The sequence below is a fragment of the Streptosporangium sp. NPDC050148 genome (assembly GCF_055586505.1).
Genome location: NZ_JBVJIA010000078.1, coordinates 1 through 4,630 on the forward strand (window position 1 = coordinate 1; position 4,630 = coordinate 4,630).

A 4,630-nucleotide genomic window follows, 5' to 3' on the forward strand; every position below is an offset into this window, starting at 1 on the left:
GCCACCACCCCCGCACGATCGGCACCCACCACCACACCACGGTGATCGAACCCCGCCCGCGTCACCACCAGCGAATACCCCACATCCACCAGCCCTGCGGCATCCCGGGAGGACAGGAACTCCGCCAACCGGCCCGCCTGGGCCCGCACCCCCTCCTCACCACGGCCCGACACCACGACCGGCACCGGAAGACCGGGCCCGGCCGGCAGGGATGCCGTGTCCGGGGTGTGCGCACCGTCGCCGCCCGCGCCGTTGCCACCGTTGCCGCCGTCGGCGCCGTCGGCGCCGTCGGTGTGCCGCCCGTTCCGTGCCTGCTCCGGCACGGTGACGAGCACGCCGTCCAGGACGGTCGCCGGAACCGCGGAGCGTACGGCCTCGGCGGCCGTCCCGGCGCGCGCGGCCGTGTCGTCGCCCGTGGCCGTCCCGGTGGACGCCCACTCCGGGACGTCGGCGGGGGCCTGCTCGATGATGACGTGCGCGTTGGTGCCGCTGATGCCGAAGGACGACACTCCCGCGCGGCGCGGGTGGTCGTTCTGCGGCCACTCGACCGGCTCGGTCAGCAGCGAGACCGCGCCGGCCGACCAGTCCACGTGCGAGCTGGGCGCGTCCACGTGCAGCGTCCTGGGCAGCATGCCGTTGCGCATGGAGAGCACCATCTTGATGACGCCCGCGACGCCGGCGGCGCACTGGGTGTGGCCGATGTTCGACTTGACGGTGCCCAGCCAGAGCGGCCGGTCCTGCGGGCGCGCCTCGCCGTAGGTGGCGAGCAGCGCCTGGGCCTCGATCGGGTCGCCCAGCGTGGTGCCGGTGCCGTGTCCCTCGACGGCGTCGACGTCGGCGGGGGTGAGGCCGGAGTTGACCAGGGCCTGGCGGATGACGCGCTGCTGGGAGGGGCCGTTGGGCGCGGACAGGCCGTTGCTGGCGCCGTCCTGGTTGACCGCGCTGCCCCGGACCACCGCGAGCACGGGGTGGCCGTTGCGGCGGGCGTCCGAGAGCCGCTCCAGGACGACCATGCCGACGCCCTCGGAGAACACCGTGCCGTCGGCCGCGTCGGCGAAGGCCTTGCAGCGGCTGTCGGGGGCCAGGCCCCGCTGGCGGCTGAACTCGACGAACAGCTCCGGCGTGGAGACCACGGTCACGCCGCCGGCCAGCGCGAGGGTGCTCTCCCCGCGGCGCAGGGAGTCGCAGGCGAGGTGGAGGGCCACCAGGGAGGACGAGCAGGCCGTGTCGACCGTGACGGCGGGTCCTTCGAGGCCGAGCACGTAGGCGACGCGGCCGGACATCACCGAGCTGGAGTTGCCCGTGAGCAGGTAGCCCTCGACGCCCTCGGGCAGCGTCGACAGGCCGGTGGCGTATCCGGTGCTCGACGCTCCGACGAACACGCCGGTCGAGCTGCCCCTGAGCGTGCCGGGGGCGATGCCCGCGCGCTCCAGCACCTCCCAGGACGCCTCCAGCAGCAGGCGCTGCTGCGGGTCGGTGGCCAGGGCCTCGCGCGGCGAGATGCCGAAGAAGTCGGCGTCGAACTCGCCCGCGTCGTGCATGAAGCCGCCGCCGCGGGCGTAGCTGGTGCCGTGCTTGGACGGGTCGGGATCGAAGAGCCGCTCCAGGTCCCATCCGCGGTTGGCGGGGAACTCGGAGATGGCGCTTCCGCCCTCGGCCAGCAGTCGCCACAGCGATTCCGGCGAGTCGATGCCGCCGGGGTAGCGGCAGCTCATGGAGACGATCACGATGGGGTCGTCTCCCTCACCGGCCGGTGCGGCGGCCGGGAGCGCGGGCTGCGCGGGCTCGGGCGAGAGCCCGGCGCCGAGCAGCCTGCCCCTGAGGTACTCGGCCAGCGCCGTGGGCGTGGGGTAGTCGAAGACGATGGTGGCGGGCAGCCGCAGCCCGGTGGCGGCGTTGAGCCGGTTGCGCAGCTCGACGGCGGTGAGCGAGTCGAAGCCCAGCTCCCTGAAGGCGCGGCCGGACAGCACGGCGTCGGCGTCGGCGTGGCCGAGCACGGTGGCGGCCTGGGTGCGGACCATGGAGACGAGCACGCGGTCCTGCTCGGCCTCGGACAGGCCGGCGAGCTGCCGGTGCAGCGGGGAGCCGCCGTCCGCGGGGGCCGCGGTCGTCGCCGCCGCCTCGCGGCGGACCGGGGGACGGACCAGGCCGCGCAGCAGCGCCGGCGGGGTGCCGGTGCGCATCGCCGCCAGGTCGAGGTGGACGGCCACCAGCAGTGCCTCGTCCACCGCGCGGGCGGCGTCGAACAGCGCCAGTCCCTCCTCCGAGGACAGGCCGCGGGCGCCGGACTGCTCCATCCGGGCCAGGTCGGCGTCGCTGAGGTGGGCGCTCATGTCGCTGCGCTGGTTCCAGAAGCCCCAGGCGATCGAGACCGCGGGCAGGCCGTCGGCCCTGCGGTGCGCGGCCAGCGCGTCCAGGAAGGTGTTGGCCGCGGCGTAGTTGCCCTGTCCGGCGTCGCCGAAGACGCCCGCGGCCGAGGAGAAGAGCACGAACGCCGACAGGTCCATCTCCCTGGTCAGCTCGTGCAGGTTCCAGGCCGCGTCCACCTTGGGACGCAACACCGCACCCACCCGCTCGGCCGTCAACGTCTCGACGATCCCGTCATCCAGCACCCCCGCCGTGTGCACCACCCCCGACAAAGGGCGATCGGCCGGGATCGACGCCAGCAACCGCGCCAGCGCCTGCCGATCGGCCACGTCACAGGCCTGCACCCGCACCCGCGCACCCGCCTCGGCCAGCTCGTGCTCCAGCTCCGCCATCCCCGCCGCCGCACGGCCACGACGACTGGTCAACACCAGATCCCGCACCCCGTGCACCCGCACCAGATGCCGCGCCACCAAAGCACCCAGCGTGCCCGCACCGGTCACCAGCACCGTGCCACCCGGACCGAACGTCTGCGGCATCCGCAACACGACCTTGCCCACATGACGGGCCTGCGACAGGAACCGGAACGCCTCCGGCGCCCGGCGCACGTCCCAGGAGCGCACCGGCAACGGCCGCAACACCCCACGGCCGAACAGCTCCAGCACCTCCGCCAGCATGTCGCGCAGGCCGTCGAATCCGGCCTCCATCAGGGAGTAGAGGATGTACTCGACGCCGGGGTGCGCCGCGGTGACGTCGGCGGCGTCGCGGATGTCGGTCTTGCCGATCTCCAGGAACCGGCCGCCGCGGGGCAGCAGCCTCAGAGAGGCGTCCACGAACTCGCGCGCCAGCGAGTTCAGCACCACGTCCACCCCACGCCCGCCACTGGCCTCGGCGAAGTACTCCTCGAAGTCCAGGTCCCGCGAGGAGGAGATCCGCTCGTCCGGAACCCCCAGCGAGCGCAGCACCTCCCACTTGGCCGGCGACGCGGTCGCGTACACCTGCGCGCCGAGATGGTGGGCGAGCTGGATCGCGGCCATGCCCACACCACCGGCACCGGCGTGCACCAGCACCGACTCCCCGGCCTGCAGCCGGCCCAGGCGGACGAGGCCGTAGTAGGCGGTGAGGTAGACCACCGGTACGGAGGCGGCCTGCTCGAAGGTCCAGCCCTCGGGCATCGGGGCCAGCAGCCGCCGGTCGGTCACCCCGACCGGGCCGAACGCCCCGTCCAGCAGACCCGTCACCCGGTCGCCCGGGGCCAGGTCGTCCACCTCGGAGCCGACCTCCAGCACCACGCCGGCGATCTCCCCGCCGATGGGTTCGTCGTTCTCGGGGACCATGCCCAGGGTGACGACCAGGTCGCGGAAGTTGAGCCCGGCGGCGCGGACGGAGACCCGCACCTCCCGCGGGCCCAGCTCCCGGCCGGCCTCGGGGGCGGCGACCAGTGCCAGGTCCGACAGGCTGCCCTTGACCGGCGCGTCCAGCCGCCAGTGCGCCGTCCCCGCGGGCGGCACCAGACCACCGCCACCGGTGGCCGCCCGCGCCAGGCGCGCGGCGAGCACCGTACCGGAGCGCAGGGCGAGCTGGGGTTCGCCGGAGTCCACGGCGGCGCGCAGGAGGGTGCCGGGCACGGCCCGGTCGTCCAGGTCGACCAGCACGATGCGGTCGGGGTTCTCCGACTGGGCCGAGCGGAGCAGGCCCCACACCGGGGCGTTCGCCAGGTCGTGGACGTCCTCGTCGGGGCCGGTCGTGACCGCGCCCCGGGTGACCACGACGAGGCGCGCCGTGGCGAACCGCTCGTCGGCCAGCCACCGCTGGACCAGCTCCAGCGCCCGGTACGCCGCCGTCCGGACCGCGTCCGGAACCCGGTCGCCGTCGGTGGCGGCCCCGTCCGGGGATCCGGAGAAGTCGGAGAAGGGGGCGAACACCAGCTCCGGGACCTCTCCCGCCGCGGCCAGGTCCGCGAGCTCCGCGAGCTCCGCGACCTCCGTCACGTCCGCGCCCGCGCCGCGCAGCGCATCGGCCAGGCCGAGCGTGTCCGGCCCGACCAGGGCGGTCCCGGTCGCGGTGGACGTCTCCGCCACGGGCAGCGCGGTCCACTCCACGCGGAAGAGCGCGTCGGAGTGGGAGGCGAGGGCGGCGGAGAGCTGCTCGGTGGTGACCGGGCGGGAGACCAGGGAGCCGATCGTGGCCACCGGAGCACCCGCCGAATCCGCCACCTGCAACGACACCGCACCCACACCCTGCGACCACAACCGCACCCGCACCG

At 74.7% G+C, this 4,630-nt stretch carries 1 protein-coding gene; it reads right to left on the reverse strand.

Annotated elements, in window-relative coordinates:
• The coding region (locus ACZ6RT_RS37445) for an SDR family NAD(P)-dependent oxidoreductase (protein ID WP_470158863.1) at positions 1-4,592 on the reverse strand (4,592 nt) is incomplete at its 3' end.
• Positions 4,593-4,630: the final 38 nt, after the last annotated feature.